21 protein-coding genes are annotated in these 21645 nt (G+C 70.2%); 13 read left to right on the top strand and 8 right to left on the bottom strand.

Translation table 11 applies throughout. The features are described from left to right. The first annotated feature begins 181 nt into the window (after window positions 1-181). A complete protein-coding gene (locus IEZ17_RS16940) occupies window positions 182-529 on the top strand; it encodes a DUF2516 family protein (RefSeq protein WP_189300962.1) in 348 nt (115 codons plus the stop codon). Window positions 530-723: 194 nt separating this feature from the next. Here the strand turns inward: IEZ17_RS16940 and IEZ17_RS16935 are convergent, their stop codons facing one another. Beyond that, on the bottom strand, window positions 724-2337 hold the full coding sequence (locus IEZ17_RS16935; protein ID WP_189300960.1) for a PP2C family protein-serine/threonine phosphatase: 1614 nt from the start codon (window positions 2335-2337) through the stop codon (window positions 724-726). A gap of 378 nt (window positions 2338-2715) precedes the next feature. Further along, entirely contained in the window at window positions 2716-3837 is a 1122-nt protein-coding gene (locus tag IEZ17_RS16930) for a C40 family peptidase (protein WP_229852327.1), read from the bottom strand. Window positions 3838-4180: 343 nt separating this feature from the next. Between IEZ17_RS16930 and pstS the strand changes: the two genes are divergently transcribed. The 4 genes from pstS to pstB all read left to right on the top strand — a co-directional run bounded on the left by pstS (window position 4181) and on the right by pstB (window position 8534). Beyond that, window positions 4181-5308: a phosphate ABC transporter substrate-binding protein PstS gene (pstS, locus tag IEZ17_RS16925; RefSeq protein WP_189300957.1), complete on the top strand. Its 1128-nt coding sequence runs from the start codon at window positions 4181-4183 to the stop codon at window positions 5306-5308. 129 nt (window positions 5309-5437) lie between these two features. Further along, window positions 5438-6427, top strand: a complete 990-nt coding sequence (pstC, locus tag IEZ17_RS16920; RefSeq protein ID WP_189300955.1) for a phosphate ABC transporter permease subunit PstC — start codon at window positions 5438-5440, stop codon at window positions 6425-6427. Window positions 6428-6647: 220 nt separating this feature from the next. Beyond that, entirely contained in the window at window positions 6648-7721 is a 1074-nt protein-coding gene (gene pstA, locus IEZ17_RS16915) for a phosphate ABC transporter permease PstA (protein WP_189300953.1), read from the top strand. 36 nt (window positions 7722-7757) lie between these two features. Beyond that, window positions 7758-8534, top strand: a complete 777-nt coding sequence (gene pstB / locus IEZ17_RS16910; RefSeq protein ID WP_189300951.1) for a phosphate ABC transporter ATP-binding protein PstB — start codon at window positions 7758-7760, stop codon at window positions 8532-8534. Between the two features lie 159 nt (window positions 8535-8693). On the opposite strand, the gene IEZ17_RS16905 is transcribed toward pstB, so the two are convergent. Together IEZ17_RS16905 and IEZ17_RS16900 are read right to left on the bottom strand one after the other, a co-directional pair. Continuing rightward, window positions 8694-9692: an inorganic phosphate transporter gene (locus IEZ17_RS16905; RefSeq protein WP_189300949.1), complete on the bottom strand. Its 999-nt coding sequence runs from the start codon at window positions 9690-9692 to the stop codon at window positions 8694-8696. 9 nt (window positions 9693-9701) lie between these two features. Further along, entirely contained in the window at window positions 9702-10322 is a 621-nt protein-coding gene (locus tag IEZ17_RS16900) for a DUF47 domain-containing protein (RefSeq protein WP_159508676.1), read from the bottom strand. A gap of 194 nt (window positions 10323-10516) precedes the next feature. On the opposite strand from IEZ17_RS16900, the gene IEZ17_RS44170 reads away from it, so the two are divergent. Continuing rightward, window positions 10517-10957: a metal-sensitive transcriptional regulator gene (locus tag IEZ17_RS44170; RefSeq protein WP_189300947.1), complete on the top strand. Its 441-nt coding sequence runs from the start codon at window positions 10517-10519 to the stop codon at window positions 10955-10957. Window positions 10958-10977: 20 nt separating this feature from the next. Here the strand turns inward: IEZ17_RS44170 and IEZ17_RS16890 are convergent, their stop codons facing one another. Together IEZ17_RS16890 and IEZ17_RS16885 are read right to left on the bottom strand one after the other, a co-directional pair. After that, window positions 10978-11163, bottom strand: a complete 186-nt coding sequence (locus tag IEZ17_RS16890) for a hypothetical protein (protein WP_189300945.1) — start codon at window positions 11161-11163, stop codon at window positions 10978-10980. 157 nt (window positions 11164-11320) lie between these two features. Then, the gene (locus IEZ17_RS16885; RefSeq protein ID WP_189300943.1) at window positions 11321-12181 is read right to left on the bottom strand and encodes an SCO4651 family lipoprotein; all 861 of its coding nucleotides are present in this window, start codon (window positions 12179-12181) and stop codon (window positions 11321-11323) included. Window positions 12182-12352: 171 nt separating this feature from the next. Between IEZ17_RS16885 and IEZ17_RS16880 the strand changes: the two genes are divergently transcribed. Both IEZ17_RS16880 and IEZ17_RS16875 read left to right on the top strand, forming a co-directional pair. Continuing rightward, window positions 12353-12538, top strand: coding sequence for a hypothetical protein (locus tag IEZ17_RS16880; RefSeq protein ID WP_189300941.1), 186 nt, complete (start codon window positions 12353-12355; stop codon window positions 12536-12538). A gap of 242 nt (window positions 12539-12780) precedes the next feature. Continuing rightward, on the top strand, window positions 12781-14358 hold the full coding sequence (locus IEZ17_RS16875) for an FAD-binding oxidoreductase (protein ID WP_189300939.1): 1578 nt from the start codon (window positions 12781-12783) through the stop codon (window positions 14356-14358). A gap of 96 nt (window positions 14359-14454) precedes the next feature. Here the strand turns inward: IEZ17_RS16875 and IEZ17_RS16870 are convergent, their stop codons facing one another. Beyond that, complete coding sequence (locus IEZ17_RS16870; protein ID WP_189300937.1) at window positions 14455-15183, bottom strand: phosphatase PAP2 family protein; 729 nt, start codon at window positions 15181-15183, stop codon at window positions 14455-14457. Between the two features lie 219 nt (window positions 15184-15402). Next, window positions 15403-16392, bottom strand: coding sequence for a C40 family peptidase (locus IEZ17_RS16865; RefSeq protein ID WP_308427668.1), 990 nt, complete (start codon window positions 16390-16392; stop codon window positions 15403-15405). A gap of 217 nt (window positions 16393-16609) precedes the next feature. Between IEZ17_RS16865 and IEZ17_RS43850 the strand changes: the two genes are divergently transcribed. The 5 genes from IEZ17_RS43850 (at window position 16610) to IEZ17_RS16845 (ending at window position 21617) form a co-directional block, all read left to right on the top strand. After that, window positions 16610-16732 (top strand): hypothetical protein, encoded by a 123-nt coding sequence (locus IEZ17_RS43850; RefSeq protein WP_268249826.1) that lies wholly within the window; start codon window positions 16610-16612, stop codon window positions 16730-16732. 239 nt (window positions 16733-16971) lie between these two features. Next, window positions 16972-17280 (top strand): DUF8827 family protein, encoded by a 309-nt coding sequence (locus IEZ17_RS16860; protein ID WP_043265539.1) that lies wholly within the window; start codon window positions 16972-16974, stop codon window positions 17278-17280. A 632-nt stretch (window positions 17281-17912) separates the two neighbouring features. Then, the gene (locus IEZ17_RS16855; RefSeq protein ID WP_189300933.1) at window positions 17913-18764 is read left to right on the top strand and encodes a DUF8175 domain-containg protein; all 852 of its coding nucleotides are present in this window, start codon (window positions 17913-17915) and stop codon (window positions 18762-18764) included. After that, window positions 18754-20058, top strand: coding sequence for a hypothetical protein (locus IEZ17_RS16850; RefSeq protein ID WP_189300931.1), 1305 nt, complete (start codon window positions 18754-18756; stop codon window positions 20056-20058). The genes IEZ17_RS16855 and IEZ17_RS16850 overlap by 11 nt, the downstream gene beginning before the upstream one ends. Next, window positions 20055-21617 carry an SCO6880 family protein gene (locus IEZ17_RS16845; protein ID WP_189300929.1) on the top strand — a complete coding sequence of 521 codons (1563 nt, stop codon included), beginning with the start codon at window positions 20055-20057 and terminating at the stop codon, window positions 21615-21617. Before IEZ17_RS16850 ends, IEZ17_RS16845 begins: the two co-directional genes overlap by 4 nt. Window positions 21618-21645: the final 28 nt, after the last annotated feature.

The following is a 21645-nucleotide window of genomic DNA, read 5'->3' as shown; positions in this document are numbered from 1 at the left end:
GCGGCTGACCACTCCGCACTCCCCCGGATCGCAGCGGATTCCCGCGGATCCGAACGGGCCGGGCACTCCTCACGTGCCCGGCCCGTTGTGCGGGTACGGTGGGCGCAGAGGTTCTGACGGCCCCAAGAGACCGAGTGACAGACCGAGATTCCTGGCGAACGGCCAACGGGCGGTGGATGGCGTGCTGATTTACGGATTCCAGAGCATTCTGAGCTGGGTGCAGCTCGCCCTCGGCGTGTATGCCGCCGTGATGCTCGTCGACGCGGCGGTGCGCCGCGAGGACGCCTATCGGGCGGCGAGCAAGCAGAACAAGGGCATGTGGCTGATCTTCCTCGGGCTCGCCACGGCGCTGCTGTTCCTGCTGCCGCTGATGTCGTTCCTGCCGATCATCGGCGTGATCGCGGTGATCGTCTACACCGTCGACGTCCGTCCCGCCCTGCGCGCGGTCACCGGCGGCGGGCGCGGACCGCGGCGCGGCGGCGGCTCCAGCTCGGACGGCCCCTACGGGCCGTACAACGGCCGCCGGTAAGCACGCACCGGCGCGACGACCGACAGCAGACCGGGCAGGTCCCCCTGAGGGGCCTGCCCGGTTTTGTCGCTTCCGCGGCGATAGGACCGATCCCCTCCCGCGTCCCCCGTCCTGCCCGGCCGGCCGGTTGCCTCGCCGGCCGGTTGCCCTGCCGTCCAGCTGGCCGGTTGGCCGATTTGGCCGGTTGGCCCGCCTTAACGGCGGTCGAGGAGCAGTACGGCCACATCGTCCGTGAGTTCACCGCCGTTGAGGTCGCGCACCTCCCGGACCGAGGCGTCCAGCAGTTCCTCCCCCTGGAGGCCGGCCGCCAGCTGGCGGGTGACGAGTTCGGTCATGCCCTCCTGGCCGAGACGCCGGTTGCCCTCGCCGACCCGGCCCTCGATGAGGCCGTCGGTGTACATCATCAGGCTCCAGGCGCCGCCCAGTTCGACCTGGCGGCGCGGCCAGCGGGCGTCGGGCAGCAGGCCGAGCGCCGGGCCGCCGAACTCGTACGGCAGCAGCTGCGGCTGCTCCCCGGCGCGGGCCAGCAGGGGCGCGGGGTGGCCGGCCAGGCACAGGCCGGCGCGGCGGCCGTCCTCGGAGATGTCGACGGTGCACAGCGTCGCAAAGATCTCGTCGTCGGCGCGCTCGTTCTCCAGCACCTTCTGGAGGGTGGCGAGCAGTTCGTCGCCGTACAGCCCGGCGAAGGTCAACGCGCGCCAGGCGATGCGGAGTTCGACGCCGAGCGCGGCTTCGTCGGGGCCGTGGCCGCAGACGTCGCCGATCATGGCGTGGACGGTGCCGTCCGGAGTGCGGACGGTGTCGTAGAAGTCGCCGCCCAGGAGGGCACGGCTGCGCCCGGGGCGGTAGCAGGCGGCGAACCGCAGATCGGAGCCGTCCAGCAGGGGCGTCGGCAGCAGGCCGCGCTCCAGGCGGGCGTTCTCCTGGGCGAGCATCCGGGACTCGGTGAGCTGACGCTGGGCCAGGTCGGCGCGTTTGCGCTCGACGGCGTAGCGCACCGCGCGGCTGAGCACCGCGCCGTCCAGCTCGTCGCGGAAGAGGTAGTCCTGGGCACCGACCCGTACCGCGTCGGCGGCCCGCTCGGCGTCCGTCTCGCAGGTCAGGACGAGGACGGCGTGCGCGGGGGCCATGCGCAGGACGTCGCGGAGCGCGCCCAGCTCGTCGCCCCGGGGGGCGGCGTCGGCGGCCCGCTCGTCGCGGTCGGCCGGGGTGAGGTCGAGCAGGATGCAGTGCACGTCGTCGGTGAGCAGCCGCTCGGCCTCGGTGAGGTTGCGGGCGGTGCGCAGCCGGACCTTGCGGCCGGCCCAGTCCCACATCTCGGGGACGTGGTTGTTCGGGTCCTCGCCTATGAGGAGCAGGGTCAGGCCCTGGGGTGTGGACACCTGGGGGCGGGAGTCCGGGGTGGCCGATTCCTCGCGGGCGGGCTCCTCGCCGCCGGCGCCCCTGGCCGGGGGCCCGTCGGGTGTGGCGGGGGTCACCACGCCGGTCGCGGGGTCGGCTGCATGGCTGCCGGCCAGGTGGGCAGCAGCCTCTTCGGCCGAAAGTCGACGCTGGGCGTCCCGATGCGGAAGCCGGGACTCCGGGAGGTCCTTGGGCAGTGGGGAGGGACCGGCGGCAGCAGGGGACGCCACCAGGGGCGTACCGGCCGCCTCCAGCGTGTCCTGCGGCGCGCGCGAGACCTCCAGGCAGTCCCCATGCGCCGGCACGCCGACGGCCGCCGCGCGGACGTTCTCCGCGCAGCCGTCGTCCACCGGTGCCGCCTGGTGCGGCAGCACGACCGACCGCTGGTGCGGTGCGGGTACGGGCATGGGTCTGCTTCCTTCCCTCCCCCCGAGGGGTCCGGTGGCGCGCCGACCGGCACCTCACCGAGCCCGGCTCAGCCTCGCTCGTCGGTCAATTGAGTGGGGGTGCTGCCGGGCATTGAATGGCGACCATAGCGTCACTACGGCCCGGCATGGAATGGGCCAACGCAATCCGCCAACGTCATATGCCGCGGCCCATAAGCGATTTCACCAGGGGCGGGTGGAAATCGGAATGACGAACATCACCCCGAACGACCGCATTCAGCTACGAGTCCACTACGGATGGACACCCGCCCGCGCCCCGCCGGCGACCCTCCGAAATTAAACAATCCGGTCCTTCGCGCCGTCATTCGGCGAATATTGGCCGCCGGAAAATGTCCGGGATCACTCCGCCCCGCTATTGACACCGCCGCCGGAATCCCCATCGGGCCGCACGACGCCGAGGATCGGCATCGAGCCGGCACCGGTGATCGTCACCTGCCGCCCGGGCCGCGGCGCGTGCACGATCGCGCCGTCGCCGAGATACATGCCGACATGGCTGGCGTCGGAGAAATAGATGATCAAGTCGCCGGGGCGCATTTCTTGGAGCGACACCCGCGGCAGCTGCCGCCACTGCTCCTGCGAGGTCCGCGGAATCGTCCGGCCGGCGGCCTGCCAGGACCGCAGGGTCAGCCCGGAGCAGTCGAACGTGTCCGGTCCCACGGCGCCCCAGACGTAATCCTTCCCGATCTGTGAGGTCGCGTACGAAATCGCCTTCTTGCCCCGGTCGGACGCTTTGTGGGTGATGTCTTTCAGTACGCCGGAGTCGAGCCATTTCTGCTGGGCCAGCAGCGCCTGGTCGTCCTCCAGTTTCCGCAGCCGGTCCTTTTCCTTGGCGGCCAGCCGGGATTCCAGCGCTTTCGCCGCGTCGATCTTGTCATTGATCTCCTTGCGGGCGGCGTCCTTCTTCTTGCGGTTGGCCTCCAGCTGCTCCCAGCGGTCGGTGGCGGACCGCGCATAGCCCTCCAAGTCGCTTTTCAGATGCGTGAGTTGGTTGATCACGCCCTTGGCGGCCTGCTGCCCCTTGCGGGCCAGGTCGGCATTGTTGAGAAAGGCTTCCGGGTCGGCGTTGAGGATCAGCTTCGCCTCGGTGGGGATCCCGCCGCCGCGGTACTGGGCGCTGGCCAGCGCACCGGCCTGACGCTTGAGGGCGGCGAGCCTGCGCTGGGCGCCGTCAATGGTGCGGGCCAGGTCGACGATTTCCTTCTCCTGGAGCCGGACCTGTTCCTCGGCGGCGTTATAGGCGTCGGTGGCCTGCTCCGCCTTGCGGTACAGAGCGTCGATCTCCTTGCGTACGTCTTCCAGGTGCCGGGCCTCGCCGGGCGGGTCCGGGCTGCGCTGCGCCGCGGTCGCCGTGCCACCGAGCAGCCCCGTCGCACAGAGGACGACCGTGGCGCAGACCGCCAGCCGGCCGCCCCTGGCAGCCGTTGCGGCCTCTTCGCCCCGTACGCCCCAACCCTCACCCACGCCCCGAACGCCCTGCCGTGCCCCCTGGCTCCCCACCAGTCACCTCCGGTCGTTCCGCACCGATTCGTGTGCCCGCCTTCGGCGCGGATGCTGCCATACCGACCGGTAATTCAACAGGGCGACGAGCCGTTTCGTACGGGATACCGGGCGCTTCTCGCCTCGCACCCAGCTGACGGCCGAGGTTCACCGTGCGTTCACTCTGCCCCATCGGCCGCTTCACCTGATCTGCCTAATTTCGGCCGTACCGAGTTCGCGGACGCCGCCAGGCAACGCGACACCGCCCCATCCCGTCACCACCCCGCACGCCGCGGAAACGGCGCGCACCAGGAAGGAACTCTCGACAGTGAAGCTTCAGCGCAAGAACCGGGTTCGCGCCCTCGCCGTTGGCGCTCTCGCCGTCTCCGGTGCCCTGGCCCTGACCGCGTGCGGCTCCGACAACACCAGCGGCTCCAGCGGCGGCAGCGGCAGCTCCGCCAAGGCGGCCAACATCAAGTGCGACGGCAAGGGCAAGCTCCTCGCGTCCGGCTCGACGGCGCAGAAGAACGCCATGGACGTCTGGGTGCAGAGCTACTCGGGCGCCTGCTCGGGCACCGAGATCAACTACCAGGGCACGGGCTCGGGTGCCGGTGTCACCACCTTCCTCCAGGGCCAGACCGCCTTCGCCGGCTCCGACTCGCCGCTCAAGCCGGACGAGATCGCCAAGTCGAAGGCCGTCTGCAAGGGCGGCCAGGCGATCGACCTGCCGATGGTCGGCGGCCCGATCGCGGTCGGCTACAACGTCCCCGGCGTCGACAACCTCGTCCTGGACGCGCCGACCCTGGCGAAGATCTTCGACTCGCAGATCACCAACTGGAACGACCCCGCGATCAAGAAGCTCAACCCGGCCGCCAAGCTCCCGGACCTCAAGATCCAGGCGTTCCACCGCTCCGACGACTCGGGCACCACCGACAACTTCACCAAGTACCTCAAGGGCGCCGCCGCCGACGCCTGGAAGCACGAGCCGGGGAAGAAGTGGGAGGGCACCGGCGGCCAGGCGGCGTCCGGTTCGGCCGGCGTCTCCTCGCAGGTGCAGCAGACCAGCGGCGCGATCTCCTACTTCGAGCTGTCCTACGCGACGGCCCACAAGATCCCGACGGTCAAGATCAACACCGGTGCCAAGGCCCCGGTCGAGGCCACCGTCGAGAACGCCTCCAAGGCGATCGCCGAGGCCAAGCCGTCCGGCCAGGGCAACGACCTGGCGGTGAAGCTCAACTACGCCACCAAGGCCGAGGGCGCCTACCCGATCACCCTGGTGACGTACGAGATCGCCTGCGACAAGGGCAACAAGGCCGACACCCTCGCCGCGACCAAGTCCTTCCTGAACTACGTCGCGAGCAAGGACGGCCAGGACGCCCTCAAGGCGCTCGGCTACGCCCCCATCCCCGACGAGACGATCGGCAAGGTCCGCAAGACCGTCGCCACGCTCTCCTGACCTTCCGGGCGGCGAGCCCTCGTGGCCGTACGGACCGGAGCCTTCCGGTCCGTACGGCCACGGGGCCGCCGCCCGTCCGGTGCACCGCCGCGCCAGGAGCCCCCGCGGGCTCCGCAGACCGGAGAAACCATGGACTACTCAGCGCCCCCAATAACCAACACGCCTCCACCGGCGACCGGTTCGGTCTCCGGCAAGGCGGTCCGCCCCGGTGACCGGATCTTCCTCGGGCTCTCCCGGGGCTCCGGAATCGCCCTCCTGGTGATCATGGCCGCCATCGGGGCCTTCCTCACCTACCGGTCCGTGCTCGCCATCTCCGGCGACAAGGCCAACTTCTTCACCACCCTCGACTGGAACGCCGCCGGCCTGGAGCCCAAGTTCGGCATCGCGGTGCTCGCCTTCGGCACCGTCGTCAGCTCGGTCGTCGCGATGCTCATCGCGGTACCGGTCGCGGTCGGCATCGCGCTCTTCATCTCGCACTACGCGCCGCGCAAGCTGGCCTCGCCGCTCGGCTACGTCATCGACCTGCTCGCGGCCGTCCCCAGCATCGTCTACGGCCTGTGGGGCGCGCTCTTCCTCGTACCGCACCTCGGCGGCCTCTACAGCTGGCTGAACGACTACCTCGGCTGGACCGGGATCTTCAGCTACAGCAACGGGGCCGCCCGCTCGCTGTTCACCGTCGGCATCCTGCTCGCGATCATGATCCTGCCGATCGTGACCAGCGTCAGCCGCGAGGTCTTCCTCCAGGTCCCCAAGATGCACGAGGAGGCCGCGCTGGCCCTCGGCGCCACCCGCTGGGAAGTCATCCGGATGTCGGTGCTCCCCTTCGGCCGCTCCGGCGTCATCAGCGCCTCGATGCTGGGCCTGGGCCGCGCGCTGGGCGAGACGATGGCCGTCGCCACGGTGCTCTCCCCGAGCTTCCTGATCGGCTCCAGCCTGCTGGACCCGGGTGGCGGCACCTTCGCGCAGAACATCGCCAGCAAGTTCAGCGAGGCCGACACCTTCGGGCAGAACGCGCTGATCGCCTCCGGCCTCGTCCTCTTCGTGATCACGCTGCTCGTCAACGGCGCGGCGCGCCTGATCATCGCCCGCCGCAAGGAGTACTCGGGGGCCGCGGCATGAGCCGGGGGAACCGCCCAGCGGTAGCTGGGGGAACACGCGAGGCCGCCCGGCCGCAGACGATCACGACCGCCGCACCCCTGCGCCGAGCGGGCGGAGAAGCGAACGAAGAGGGCCGCATGAGTGAGCGAAGCATGGGGGTACCCCCGGCCGAAGGCTGGGGGAGAATCGACAAGAGGTGCGTGTCTCGCGCATGCGATACCTCGCGAATCGAGGTATCGGCATGAGCGTCACGACAAGCCACCGACACCGCCGGGTCGCCGAGTCCCGTAGCGCCGTCTCCCTCCAGCAGGCCCGGCTCCCCCGCTGGACCCCGCCGGTCCTCGCGCTGGTCGCGGTCGGCGCCGGCTGCGGCATCGGACTGGGCGCCGGCCTGGACAGCACCATCCAGTGGGGCCTGATCGCCGCGCTGGTCTTCATCTTCGGGACGTACGCGCTGACCGCCGCCGTCGAGGGCGCCCGCCAGGCCAAGGACCGGCTGGCCACCAGCATGGTCTGGATCGCCTTCCTGCTCGCGGTCGTGCCGCTCGCCTCGCTCCTGTGGGAGACCGTCGCCCGCGGCAGCAAGGTCCTGGACGGCTACTTCCTGTCCCACTCGATGGGCACCCTCCCGGACGCGATGCCCGGCGGCGGTATCTACCACGCGATCATCGGCACCCTGGAGCAGGTCGGACTGGCGACCCTGATCGCCGCGCCGATCGGTCTGCTGACGGCGATCTACCTGGTCGAGTACGGCCGCGGCAAGCTCGCCCGGGTCGTCACCTTCTTCGTGGACGTGATGACCGGCATCCCCTCCATCGTGGCGGGACTGTTCATCCTCTCCGTGTGGATCCTGATCCTCGGCTTCGGCCCGTCCGGCTTCGCCGGCTCGATGGCCCTGGCGATCCTGATGATGCCGGTCGTGGTCCGCTCCACCGAGGAGATGCTCAAGCTCGTCCCGAACGAGCTGCGCGAGGCGTCCCTCGCCCTGGGCGTCCCCAAGTGGCGCACGATCCTGAAGGTCGTCCTCCCCACCTCGATCGGCGGCATCACCACCGGTGTCATGCTCGCCATCGCCCGGATCACCGGTGAGACCGCCCCGGTGCTGCTCCTGGTGTGGGGCGCGAAGACGATCAACAACAACCCCTTCGAAGGCGCCCAGCAGTCGCTGCCGCTCTATGTGTTCCAGCAGTGGCAGCAGGGCTCCGATGCCTCGTACGACCGCGCCTGGGCCGCGGCACTCGTGCTCATCGCCTTCGTCATGATCCTCAACCTGGTGGCCCGCGGCATCGCCCGCTGGAAGGCCCCGAAGCACTGACCCGCGGCGCCCCGCCAGAAAGAAGCAGTGATTTACATGGCCAAGCGAATCGACGTCAGCGGCCTGAACGCGTACTACGGCGCTCACAAGGCCATCGACGACATCTCGATGACCATCGAGCCGCGCTCGGTGACCGCCTTCATCGGCCCCTCCGGCTGCGGCAAGTCGACCTTCCTGCGCACCCTGAACCGGATGCACGAGGTCACCCCCGGCGGCCGTGTCGAGGGCAAGGTGATGCTGGACGACGAGAACCTCTACGGCTCCGGCGTCGACCCGGTCGCCGTCCGCCGCACCGTCGGCATGGTCTTCCAGCGCCCCAACCCGTTCCCGACGATGTCGATCTTCGACAATGTCGCGGCCGGGCTGCGGCTCAACGGCTCGTACAAGAAGAGCCGGCTCAAGGACATCGTCGAGAAGTCCCTCATCGGCGCCAACCTCTGGAACGAGGTCAAGGACCGCCTCAACAAGCCCGGCTCCGGACTCTCCGGCGGCCAGCAGCAGCGGCTGTGCATCGCCCGCGCCATCGCGGTCGAGCCGCAGGTGCTGCTGATGGACGAGCCCTGCTCGGCGCTCGACCCGATCTCCACCCTCGCCATCGAGGACCTGATCGGCGAGCTCAAGGAGCGCTTCACGATCGTCATCGTGACGCACAACATGCAGCAGGCCGCGCGGGTCTCGGACCGCACCGCGTTCTTCAACCTGGCGGCCGTCGGCAAGCCCGGCAAGCTGATCGAGATCGACGAGACCGAGCGGATCTTCTCCAACCCGTCGGTCCAGGCCACGGAGGACTACATCTCCGGCCGCTTCGGCTAGCAGGCACCGCCGGGCCCGGACCGCGAGGTCCCGGCCCGGCCCCTCCGCGTCCTGCGGTGCTGCATGGCGGTGCCACCGCATGACGAAGGGCCCGCCCCTCCTTCCCGGGGGGCGGGCCCATTCTGCTTGCCGCGGCCGGCGGCCTGCGACGACGTTCCGTCAGCCGAAGGCCAGCCGGATCAGCCAGTACGCCAGCCCGGCGACCAGCGCCGCCGCCGGCATGGTGATGAACCAGCCCATCACGATGTTCTTGGCCACGCCCCAGCGCACCGCCCGCGAGCCCTTGGTCGAGCCGACGCCCATGATCGAGGCGGTGATGACGTGCGTGGTGGAGATCGGCGCGCGGAACATGAACGACGCCACGTACATCACCGCGGCGGACGTGGTCTCCGCCGCGAAGCCCTGCGGCGGGTCCAGCTCGATGATCCGCCGGCCCAGCGTCCGCATGATCCGCCAGCCGCCCGCGTACGTACCGAGCGACATGGTGATCGCGCAGGCCAGCTTGACCCACAGCGGAATGGCGTCGTTCGGCTTCTCGACGTCGGCGATGACCAGGGCCATCACCACGACGCCCATGGTCTTCTGCGCGTCCTGGAGGCCGTGGCCGAGGGCCATGCCCGCCGCCGAGACGGTCTGCGCTATGCGGAAACCGCGCTTGGCCTTGTGCGGATTGGCCTTACGGAACAGCCAGAGGATCAGCACCATCACGAGGTAGCCGAGCACCAGGCCTATCACCGGCGAGATGAACATCGGCAGGACGACCTTCGAGATCACCCCGGACCAGATCACCGTCGTGCCGCCGGCGAGCGCCGCACCGACCATGCCGCCGAACAGCGCGTGCGAGGACGACGACGGCAGTCCGAAGTACCAGGTGATGAGGTTCCAGACGACCGCGCCGAGCAGCGCGGCGAAGAGGATGCCCATCCCCTTGTCGCCGTGGGGAGTGGCGATCAGCCCTTCGCTGACCGTCTTGGCGACGCCGCTGCCCAGGAAGGCACCGGCCAGGTTCATCACGGCCGCCATCGCCAGCGCGGCCCGCGGGGTCAGCGCCCGCGTCGACACCGAGGTCGCGATGGCGTTCGCGGAGTCGTGGAAGCCGTTGGTATATGTGAAACCGAGCGCGACCGCAATGGTCACGACGAGCGCAAAGGTGTCCATGGCCGGGGCTCAGGACTCCTTGACCGCGATGGTCTCGACCGTGTTGGCGACGTGCTCGAACGCGTCCGCCGCCTCCTCGAGGATGTCCACGATCTGCTTGAGCTTGAGCACCTCGATGGCGTCGTACTTGCCGTTGAAGAGGTGGGCCAGCAGCTTGCGGTGGATCTGGTCGGCCTGGTTCTCCAGGCGGTTGACCTCGATCCAGTACTCGGTGAGGTTCGACATCGTGCGCAGGTTCGGCATCGCCTCGGCGGTCAGCTCGGCCGCCCGCGCCAGCACCTCGATCTGCTGCTCGATGCCCTTCGGCAGTTCCTCGACCTTGTAGAGGACGACCAGGTCGACCGCCTCTTCCATGAAGTCCATGATGTCGTCGAGGGACGATGCGAGGTTGTAGATGTCCTCGCGGTCGAACGGCGTGATGAACGAGGAGTTCAGCTGGTGGAAGATCGCGTGCGTCGCGTCATCTCCCGCGTGCTCAGCCGCCCGCATCCGCTCGGAGATCTCTGCCCGTGCGGAGGCGTCCGCCCCGAGCAGTTCCATCAGGAGCTTGGAGCCCGTGACGATGTTGTCCGCGGACGCGGCGAACATGTCGTAGAAGCTCGTCTCCCTGGGGGTCAGACGAAAGCGCACGTGAAATCCTCGGGGTGCATCGGATTCGGTCGAGTTGATGCTAGGCGCATCATCCAGCCACAGCTAACCGGCATTCCTTCAGTGTCGCCCATCGGGCAGCATGCTCTGCACGGGGTACCTCGGGTGCCCGAGAACTTCGCTACGATATACCCACCAGGGGTATATGGATCGCCTCAATACCACGGGAGATGGCCATGACGACCACGGACGCCGAGACCAACGGCAGCACCGCAGCCGCCGCGGCCCACCACGACCCCGAGCCGGCATCGACCCCCCTCGACGGCCCCGGCGCTGTGACCGACAACGCTGCACAGACCCCTGCGCACGGCACGCACGGCTACGCCAAGCAAAAGGACGCGCACATCAAGCGACTGCGCCGCATCGAGGGCCAGATCCGCGGGCTCCAGCGCATGCTCGAAGAAGACGTCTACTGCATCGACATCCTCACGCAGGTCTCGGCGAGCACGAAGGGCCTCCAGTCCTTCGGCCTCCAGCTGTTGGAGGAGCACCTCCGGCACTGCGTCGCGGCTGCGGTCATCGAGAGCTCCGCTCCGGGCGCCGTGAAGGGCCCCGAGGCCATCGACGCCAAGGTCCAGGAGGCGACCAAGGCCATCGAGCGGATGCTGCGCACCTGAGTCCCGGACGGCCGGGCAGGTCAGGGAGCCTGCGCCGTCTCGCGCTCGGCCCCGTCCACGTGCAGCACCTCGTCGATCCGGTCCGCACTGAGCCGGTCCTCGCTCGCGGCAGCCGCCGCGATCATCAACTCACCAGTGAGGTCGATCTCGGCGAGGGCCACATGGTCCTGAACCGTCCGATGGCGATGGGCGGGCACGTCCAACACCTCCTCCTTCGAGCGCCTTCCCACGCCTCTGGTGGTTACCGGCCAGCGTAGGGACGGCCGCACGCCCCGCACATGGCACGGAAGGACCATTTCCGCCACCCCGCAGGAGCCGCCGGCACATGCCCCCGGCATACCCACGGCCCCGGAGGGCGGCTCCCTAGGGCTTCGCCTCCGCGATCTTCCCGGAGTAGATGTCCCGCCGGTCCGGCAGCCGCACCGGCGCCTTCGCACCGAATCCGTACAGCTCGGTCGTGGAGGTCACCGACGCCCCCTTCGGTGTGCCGTTGGCGAACCGGAATCGCTCCCGCACCCTGCGCAGCCGCCCGGCCTCGTCCAGATACGCGTCGAACGGCACCACGGCCGTGGTGAACCCCTTTTCCGCTGCGGTCAGCGCCGGCCTGGCCCGCGCCGACGCCACGCCCGCCGCCGCGGCCAGGTCGGTCGTCCCGCGGTAGTGCCGCACCGCGGCCCCGCCCAGCCGCTCCGGCCCCTGATACGTCACCTGCCGTGCCCCGCGCAGCAGTTCGGCGGCGGCCAGCGGATCGGTCGCCCCGCCGGTGACCAGATTCCCGTCGGCCAGCGAGACGGTGTCCACCCGCACCCACTTGTCGGCCGGCACCCCCGCGCCGCGGTTCTTCATGAACAGCGCACCGGGCGCCAGGATTTCCGTGATCGGCTGATGGCCGCCGCTCGGCTTGCCCTTCAGGTCCGGCAGCACCACCCGCAGCTCGCCGCTGCCGGCCGCGAAGTCATAGCTCCCGGCGCCCCTGATGGCCACCCGGGTGCCGCCGCTGACCGTCTCCAGCGCCGTCCGGACCTTCGCGGAACGGGCCCGGACCAGGGCGTCGGCGCTGTGCCGCACCACCTCCGCGGCTGCCGCCCGGGAGGGCGCCGCCTGGTCGTCCGCCGCGGCCCCGCTCGGCGAGCAGCCCGTCGCCAGCAGCCCCGCCATCAGTCCCGACCCGCACACCACGGCCGTGGCCACCGCACCGCCGCCTCGCCTGTCCTGCACCACCATGCGTACGAGCCCCCTCGGCCGCTGTGTCCGGGACCGCCTGGGCCGGCCGGTCCGCTCGGGACGGTCGGACGTTCCGCCGCCCGCTCGACTGACGGTGCGTCGACCGATCCGTTCAACGACCGTTCCGGGGGCTCGTCACGCAACGCGGCCTGGGGCGCGTAGCGTGGCGGGGTGCCCGACCGCCCACCGCACCGCGTCTTCACCACCGAACGCGGCTCCTTCTGCCTGGCCCGCTGCGACTGCGGCTGGACCGGCATGGCCCGCCGCGCCCGCTCCCAGGCGCGTACCGACGCCGAGCGCCACCTGGCCGAGGCGGGGCACGGTCCGGAACCGGCCACCGGGCGCCCCCTGGAATGAGTCCGTCCGTTCCGGGAACCCGTAACCCCCGTGCCGCATCTGGGTAGTGGGGGACACAAGAGCACCGCGCGGTAACGGACTTCACTCGGGGCACCGGACGGCACGGGGCACCGGCGGACATTTCGGCCACAGGGGAACGTGGCCCCGCCGGGTGCGGTGTCCCGGCACACGCCCCGCGACCACGGCCGGACCACCGGCCGACAGGGGCCGGACCGTTCGACAATCAAGGGGGATTCATCCCAGTGAAGCGGCGCACACTCCTCACGGCCGGCGGCCTGACGGCCACCTCCCTCGCCCTGGCCACCGGCTGCGACGGCCCCTCCGGCGGGGCGAACGCCGCCTCCGGCACCACCGCAGGCGCCATGAACACCGCGGCCTCCGCCAAGGCCCCCGCCACCCAGGCATCCTGGAGCGCGCTGGGCAAAAGCCTGGACGGCCCGTTGATACGTGCCTCGGACGCGGCGTACGCCACCGCCCGGCGCCTCTACAACACCCGCTACGACGGCCTCAAGCCGGCCGCCGTCGCCTATGTGAAGCACCCCGGCGACATCGCCGAATGCCTCTCCTTCGCCCGCCGCTACAACGCCCCGGTCGCCATACGCAGCGGCGGCCACTCCTACGCGGGCTTCTCCAGCGGCAACGGCAAGCTCATCGTCGACGTCTCCTCGCTCGCCAAGGTCGGCGCACCGTCCGGCGGCGTCACCCGGATCGGCGCCGGCACCAAGCTCATCGACGTCTACGAGGGCCTGGGCGCGCACGGTGTGACGATCCCCGGCGGCTCCTGCCCCACCGTCGGCATATCCGGCCTCACCCTCGGCGGCGGCCACGGCGTGGTGTCCCGGGCGTACGGCCTGACCTGCGACAGCCTGGTCGGCGCCACCGTCGTCACGGCCGACGGGAAGACCGTCGACTGCGACAAGGACCACCACCCCGACCTCTTCTGGGCGCTGCGCGGCGCCGGCAACGGCAACTTCGGCGTGGTCACCGAACTCCGCTTCCGTACGCACCCGGCGCCCCGCGCGGTGATGGGGTACATGACCTGGCCGTGGGCCAAGGCCGCGGCGGTGCTGGGCTCCTGGCAGAAGTGGGGCCCGGCGCAGGCCGACGAGATATGGTCCACCGCCCATTTCGACGCCCGCCCCGGCGGCACCCCGGCCGTCTCCGTCGCGGCCTTCTCCCTCGGCAGCCACGACGACCTCCAGAACGCCGTCGACAAGCTCGCCGACCAGCCCGGTGGCCCCGGCCCGGCCACCAAGGTGCACCTCACCCCGATCGGCTACCTGGACGCGATGGAGGCGTACGCGGGCTGCTCCTCCAAGTCGAACGCGCAGTGCCACATGCCGGGATCGCTGCCCGGCCACACCGGATCCGGCGAGCTGGGCCGGGAGACCTACGCCGCGCGCTCGCACTTCTTCGACCGCTCGCTGTCCGCGGACGGCATCCACACCCTGCTGGCCCAGATCGAGAGCGGCGGGCGCAAGGGCGTCAACGGCAATGTCGCGCTGACCGCGCTGGGCGGGGCGATAAACCGGGTGGGCGCCTCGGACACCGCCTTCGTCCACCGCGGATCGCGGTTCCTGGCCCAGTACTTGGCGTCCTGGCCGGCCGACGGCGCCCCCGGCGCGCGGACCGCTTGGCTGGATGCTTTCCACGGCGCGATGCAGCGCCACTCCTCGGGCGCCGCGTACCAGAACTACACCGACCCCGGTCTGTCCGACTGGAAGTCCGCCTACTACGGAAACGCCGCCGCCCGCCTCGCCCAGGTCAAGCAGACCTACGACCCGCAGCGGCTGTTCAGCACCTTCGCGCAGGCGCTCTGAGGGACCCGCACACACGGATGGCCCGGCCCCTCCTCGGGGCCGGGCCATCCGCATCCGCCAGGTCTTCGCCGTACCGTTCGCCGTACTGAGCAGCCGTCAGGCCGCCAGGTCCTTGTCCCGCTCGTCGTGCCGCCGCACCGCCGGCTCCGTGGCCACCACCGGGCCGCTCTCACCGCCGCGGCCGGCCGGTGCGCCCTCCGCCGCCGGTACGCCCGGGGCCCGCACCAGCCAGGACAGCCGCGAGCGGTCGACCGCGCCCGCCAGCGGCCCCAGCAGAGCCTGCGCGAGCGGCGCCAGCAGCAGCGCGACGGCCGTGCCGAGGGCGAAGCCGCCGATGACGTCGGTCGGGTAGTGGACGCCCATGTAGACCCGGCTGAAGCCCTCCAGGAGCGCCAGCCCGATCCCGATCAGGCCGTACTTGCGGTGCGCGACGAACAGGCCGACGCCGACCGCCATGGTGAGCGTCGCGTGGTCGCTGACGAACGAGAAGTCGTTCTTGCCGGGGATCAGCACATCGAGCCCGGGGTGGTCCTTGAACGGCCGGGGGCGCTCGACGAAGCCCCGGATCGGGATGTTGGCCAGCAGCGCCAGCCCGGCGGCCAGCGGCGCCCACACCAGCCCGGCGATGGTGGCCGACCCGCCCGGCCTGCGCCGGGCGGCCCACCAGGCGATCAGACACAGCACTCCGAGGGCGGCGACGATGCCGTACTCGCCGAGATACTCCATCGCGCGGTTGACCCAGTGCGGGGCACCCTTCGCGAGGCCGTTGATGCCGTCGAGCACGTCGACGTCAGGGTTCGGCCCCTCCAGTGCGAGTCCAGCCATCTGACATGGCCCCTTATCTTTCGCGCGCGCGAGCGCCGTGGTGTGCTGCCAACCCCCGTTGCCCGACCCTGTGCTCGTCGGGCGTGTGCTGACTGCGAGCCCTGCTGCGTCCCCACGCCAGGGAAACGCGCCGCCGGCCCCCGGCGTTCCACTCTCCACCGGATGATCACCAGGACGTTATCGAAGCTTGATTCATCCGCGCAGTTCAGGGCCTTATGTTCACTCAGCGTCCGCAGTGGGGAGCGCTTTTGCGCCATCGGACGTGACGCGGGTGGCGCCGATGTAGTCCGGCGTATCGATCTTGTCGAAGCGGATCACCGCCCCGGTGTACGGCGCATTGATCATGTACCCGCCGCCCACATAGATCCCCACGTGGTGGATGGACCGCGGATCGTTCAGGTCGTTCGCGAAGAACACCAGGTCCCCCGGGAGCAGTTCGTTCCGCTTCGGGTGCGGTCCGGCGTTCCACTGGTCGTTCGCCACCCGCGGCAGCTCGATGCCCACCGAGTGGTACGCCGCCTTCGTCAGCCCGGAGCAGTCGAACCGCCCGCCCTGGTCCGCCGTCCCGTCGCCGCCCCACAGATAACGCTTGCCCAGCTGCTCCTGCGCGAAGTAGATGGCCGCCGCGGCCTGCCGGGAGGACGCCACCGGCCCGGTCGGCGCCTCGAAGCTCTTGGCCAGCGTCGTGATCGACTTCACATAGCCCTGCGTCTCGCTGTACGGCGGCACGCCGTTGTACTGGATGACGCGGTACGCGCCCGCGTTGTACGCCGCGAGCATGTTCTCCGTGGCGTTGCCCGGCGCGTCCTTCACATAGCCCGCCAGCTCGCAGTCGTACGAGGCCGCCGACGCGATCGCGTCGTTCGGGTCCCAGATGTCCTTCTTGCCGTCACCGTCCCCGTCGACCGCGTGGGCCGCCCAGGTCTCGGGGATGAACTGGGCGATCCCCTGCGCACCCGCCGGGCTCTGCGCACGCGGGTTCCAGCCGCTCTCCTGATAGAGCTGCGCGGCCAGCAGCGCCGGACTGATGGCCGGGCAGAGAGTGCCCCACTTCTGGACCATCGGCTGGTACGCGGCCGGCACCGCCCCCTTCGCCAGCCCGACCACCCTGCCGGCGGCCCCCGCCAGCCCCGCCGCCGCACCGTACGTACCGATCACGAGCAGCCCGACCAGGCAGAGCAGCAGCCCCGCCCCGATCCCGCTCGCCATCCAGAATTTCCGCACCCCACAACCCTCCCCCATTCAGGCCCGGTTCACAGCAGTTTCGACGCGCACCACGCGAGTTGCCGCCGCACCGCGGCGCATCCGGCGGCGCAGGGGGCGGACCGGGGGGCGCCGCCCAGAGGGTGCGATTCCACACATCCCGGTACACCGGCGCCACCGGATGAGCGACACTGCACGGACGACACGAGACAGGGCGGGAGCAGTGGACCCCAACAATCCGAAGCAGCAGAGCCGGCACCTCTGGTTCCGGGTCGGCTATTTCCTCTTCGCCATCCACCTGGTGGCGCTCCTGATGATCTTCGCGATGTCACACGCCCCCAAGTAGACCGACGCAGACCGGCGCCCATCGATCATTGCTCAGCGTTATCCGCCGTGATACACACGGTGAGACAATGGGGCCCCATGGACGGTGCACGCTTACCGGCACACGCCACTCCCACGGGATCCGTCAAAGATTGCCGCCGAGTCGCCATCTGATGGCGACTTTGTCAGCGAAGATAGAGACAGATCCGTGCCGTGCGGCGCGGGCACGCAACTACCCATAATAGGGCGGTGAGTTCACACATGTTCATGGCGGCCTCAAAAGGCGACATCACCACCATCATCGGCGGAATCGCCCCGGACTGGGGGCCGTTCGGCAGCCTGGGCAACGAGGCGCGCGTCATGGTTGAGGTGATCATGGCGGTCGCGATCCTGCTCTGCCTCGGCATCGCCATCTGGGGCGCCGCCAAGCAGCGCATCGGCGCCACCGCGCTCCGCGACACCTTCAGCGCCGAACAGGGCAAGGGCCTCATCGTGGCCGGCCTCACCGGCGTCTTCATCATCGGGTCCCTGGGCACGCTGTTCACCATCGTCTACGGCATGGCCGTCTAGCCCTCCACGGCACGGCGGCCGGACGCCTCGGCCGCCGGACACCTCCGGCGCCCCCAGGCGGGGCCGGGCCCCCACCCCTGCGCCCTGCCCGTCGCCACCGGTCACCACACCGCGCATCCAGGCACGCGCCCGTCCCGGCGCCGCCACCCCTGCGCCCCCGCCCGCCATCTCTCCGCCGCCCCGTGCCCACTCGTACCCCCACAGGTCCCACCTCCCCGCCCGAGGCCCCATGCTGACGCCCACTCACCCCGGTCCTACGGGCCCCGTGCCACGGTTGTGCCACCCCCGCCACCAGCGGGCCGATTGGGCTGCCCGCGCCGCGGGGACAGGTGGATCCGGGGGCCAGTCCGGAGACAGGTCCGCAGGCGGGTCCGGAGCCGCATCCGGAGTCAAGTGCGGACACCAGCAGGCCGTGGCGGACATCGGGCGGACGATGGGGGCAAATAGCCCAGAGTCCCCCATTCGCCTCTGCCGCCCAGCATCTGAGGAACCGTCACGGTGAGATGTACTCGTACCACTTCGCCCGAGCCGCCGCACACGCGGCTACGGTCATATGAAGGCGGCACAACAACAGCACGGACGGCGACGGCGGCAGCGGCGACGGTGACGGCGGCAGAGGGGGCACAGACGCGATGAGCATCGGCGAGGACGGCGGCTACGGCGACGACCGTGGCCCCGGCACGGGCCAGACACGGACCAGACTCCCCGACGGCGAGGGCGATCCCTACGGCGCGGCCCGCCGCTCCCGGTCCGGCCTCTCCAGCCGCAACCTGGTCACGATCGTCGGCGTGGTCGTGCTGCTGATCGCGGCCATCGCCTTCGCCAACCGCGGCGGCAGCGGCAACAGCGAGACCGCCGCCGGCTCCGGCGACACCGCCAAGGACCCGGCCGCCGCCCAGCCGACGGCCCCCACCGGCACGAAGCCGGTCACCGGCAAGAACGGCGGCATCGCGTCGGGCTTCGCCAAGACCCAACAGGGGGCGGAGTCGGCGGCGGCGAATTATGCGGTGGCGTTGGTCTCCGCCAACATCCTCAGACCGAATGAGCGTCACGCGATCGTCCAGCAGGTTTTCGTCCCCGCCAAGGTCGACGAGATGCAGACCAAGCTCAATGCCGCCTACTCCGTCGAATTCCTCAAGAAGCTCGGCCTGGACGCGAACGGCAACGCCGCCCAAGGGATGACGTACGTCTCCCGCACGGTCCCCGTCGGCACCAAGCTCGTGAACCTCGCGGGCGACACCGCGAACCTCGAAGTGTGGTGCACCGGCCTGTTCGGCACTGCCGGTGCCCAGTCGACCAACCCGGTGACCAGCAGCTGGTTCACCATGCGCCTCCAGCTTCAGTGGGCGAACGGGGACTGGAAGGTCGACGGCTTCTCCCAGCAGGACGGTCCCGCCCCGGTCAACGGGGACGTCAAGACGTCCGGTGCAGACCAGATCACCAAGGCAGTTCAGCAGTACGGAGGGTTCACTTATGCGCGGTAACCCGAGGCGCGCCCTCACCATCACCGGCATGGTGGTGTCCGTACAGACGACACTCTTCATGCTCGCCACCCGGGCTCTGGCCGCACCGACACCGAGCCCGTCCCCCAAGGACAATTGCGACCTGATCGTCGGCCCCGCCAAGGACTATTGCCAATCCGGCGACAAAGCCGGTACCGGTCCGAAGTTGCCGCCGAACAATCCGCTCGACAACAACCCCCTCGACCCCCTCGACTCGCTGGCCAAGGGGTGCGCGAAAGCCGCCGCGTGGATTGTCAACAAGCTGTCGGAAGCGGTGAATGCCACCTCTCAGGTGGATTTCACGAATGCCGCGTTTCTGCGGCAGTACGCGGTCGTCTTCGCCGCGTCCACTGTGCTCACGCTCGTGCTGTGGCTGCTCGCCGTCGCCAAGCGGGCGGTGCGGGGGGTGCGGCTCACCGAGGCGATCAGTGAGGCGATCGGGTTTCTCTGGCTGACGGTGCTGGCCTCCGCGTTCACGCCGTTGATTCTCTACACGGTGGTCTCGGCGACCGATGGGGTCACGGCAATCATCGCGAAGGGGACGGGGGCGCAGACCGATACGTTCTTCGGGGCGTTCTCGCAGGCGCTGACCAAGGGGACGGATATCGGCGGCGGGCCGATCATGCTGATCGTGGTCTCGCTGGTGTCCGTGCTGGCCGCGGGCGTGCTGTGGCTGGAGTTGGTGATCCGGGCCGCGCTGCTGTACGTGGGGGCGCTGCTGGGGACCGTGGTGTACGCCGGGCTGGTCGACAAGAACATGTGGGGGCACGTCCGGCGCTGGGCGGGAATCATGATCGCGGTGATCATGGTCAAACCGGTGATCGTGATCGTGCTGGGAATTGCCGGGGCGCTGTCCGGGAACAAGGGGCCGAATGCGTTCTCGGCCGTGGTGTCCGGGCTGGCGATCATCGTGCTGGCGATTTTCGCGAGTGCGGTGATCTACCGGTTCGTGCCCGGTTTCGGGGACGAGATGGTGTCGGCGCGTACGAACAAGGGCCGGGCCACGGACGGCAGTCAGGCGGCTGCGATGATCTCCTCGCCGGCGGCGCTGGTGTCGCAGGGGATCAAGACGCACAGTTCCCGGCGGTCCGGCGGGGACGGCGGCGGCCAGGTGCAGGGCGGGCAGTCCCGGCCGGCCGATGCGGTGGCCGGCGGGGTCGCCGCGCACAGTTCCCGTACCGGCGGCGGCTCGTCCACGCCCGCTCCGGTGCCCCGTACGAGCCCCGGTCCGAGCAGCGCCCGCACTGGCAAGACAGCAGGAGGTGAAGGGCGTTGAGCACGCCTTCTCATCCGATCGCGCCGCGGCGCACCTATTTGATCGGGCGCGCCCGGCCCAATGCCATCGTGGGCAAGAACCGCGAGACCGGCGAGATCGCGCTGATCATCGCGGGGGCGTTCCTGGGGATGATGTGCGGGCTGCTGGTGCCCGCACTGCCGCTGCGAATCGCGTCGCTGACGGGCTTTCCGATGGTGGGGCTCGCCGCGGTGTATGTGCCGTACAAGGGGCGGACGTTCTACAAGTGGTTTGAGATTCGCCGGAGTTTCCGGCGAACGGTACGTAATGGGGCGGTCTACCGTTCCGGTGCTGCGGAGGCGGGCGTGCGGCTTGACGGGAGGGAAGTGGAGATCGGGCCACCACCCGGTATCGGGCGGATCAACTGGCTGGCGGCGCCGTTCGGGCCGGACGAGATCGCGGTGCTGCTGCATGCCGACCGGCGGACGGTGACGGCCGCCATCGAGATCGAGGGGCCGGGCGTCGGGCTGCGGGACAGCGAGGACCAGGAGGCCCTGGTCGACCGGTTCGGGACGCTGCTCAAGCATGTGGCCAACGGGGACGGGTTCGTGACCCGGTTGCAGATGCTGGCGCGGACACTGCCCGCCGACCCGGACGCGCACGCCAAGGACGTCGCCCAGCGCGGGGATACCCAGTCCCCGCACTGGTTGCAGGAGTCGTACGACCAGTTGCAGTCGATGGTCTCGACGTCCTCCGAGCAGCATCGGGCCTATCTGGTCGCCTGTATGCACTACACCCGCGAACTGGCCGCCGAGGCGCAGGCCATGGCCCGGGCCGCGCGGGCGACCCGCGGCGGGCTGCTGCGCCAGAAGCTGGACCGGGACGCCGGGCTCGCGGTGGTGATGGCCCGTGAGCTGACCGATATCTGCGCCCGGCTGGCGGAGGCGGACATCCGGGTCCGCCAGCCGCTCGGGCAGGCCCGGCTGGCGTCGCTGGTGCACTCGATGTACGACCCGGACCATCCGATCGACCACATCCAGGCGATGAGCAGGCGCAACGCCTGGCCGGCCGAGCTGGACGCGATGGAGCCGACGTATCTCCAGGCGAAGACCCGGGAGTCCTCGACGCGGGCGCCGTGGTGCCATGCCACCGCCTGGATCAAGGAGTGGCCGCTGACCCCGGTGGGCGTCAACTTCCTGGCCCCGCTGCTGGTGCACACCCCGGATGTGATCCGTACGGTCGCGGTCTGCATGGACCTGGAGCCCACCGAGGTCGCCATCGAGCGGATGCTGACGGAGAAGACCAACGACGACGCCGAGGCCAGCCGCGCGGCGAAGATGAACCGGGTGGTGGACCCGCGGGACGTGGCGCACCACGGGCGGGTCGACCAGCGCGGCGAGGACCTGGCGTCCGGCGCGGCCGGGGTCAACCTCGTCGGCTACATCACCGTCTCGTCCCGTTCGCCCGAGGCGCTGGGCCGCGACAAGCGGACCATCCGGGCCTCGGCCGGCAAGTCCTACCTCAAGCTGGAGTGGTGCGACCGTGAGCACCACCGGGCGTTTGTGAACACCCTTCCGTTCGCGACCGGTATCCGCCGCTGAAACGCCGCTGAAGCCCTGGGAGGCGCGT

The sequence above is a fragment of the Streptomyces albospinus genome, from assembly GCF_014648695.1.
Taxonomy (GTDB): Bacteria; Actinomycetota; Actinomycetes; order Streptomycetales; family Streptomycetaceae; genus Streptomyces; species Streptomyces albospinus.
Note: the sequence above shows the minus strand (reverse complement) of the source record. Positions and strands in the feature narration are given on the sequence as shown.